This window comes from Hydrogenovibrio sp. 3SP14C1, assembly GCF_029625905.1.
Lineage (GTDB): Bacteria > Pseudomonadota > Gammaproteobacteria > Thiomicrospirales > Thiomicrospiraceae > Hydrogenovibrio.
In genome coordinates, this window is sequence record NZ_JARTLM010000323.1 from 1 (window position 1) to 237 (window position 237).

General features: G+C 68.8%; 1 protein-coding gene. It reads left to right on the plus strand.

Features of this window, described 5'->3' with window-relative positions; all coding sequences use genetic code 11:
- Positions 1–72: 72 nt before the first annotated feature.
- Positions 73–237 (plus strand): hypothetical protein (locus tag P8629_RS12950; RefSeq protein WP_442908725.1); only part of this gene is annotated, 165 nt, incomplete at its 3' end.

The window sequence follows — 237 nt, forward strand, 5'->3', positions numbered from 1 at the left end:
CAGGCGCCAGGTCGCGGCGAATGGCTGGCCTCACGCAGCCGTGGTGGCGAATTCGCCCTCCTTGCGCCGGGTTTGAACAGCGATGATGCCGATCGCCTCGCTGAAGAGATCAGTCAACACCTGAACAACCTGCGCCAGACCGGCGCCAGCGACTGCAATCCCGTGGCCCACCTGGGTATCGCCGCATTCCGCCCGGGCGAGGCCCCCGCCAGCGTGATTGGCCGCGCCGACCAGGCG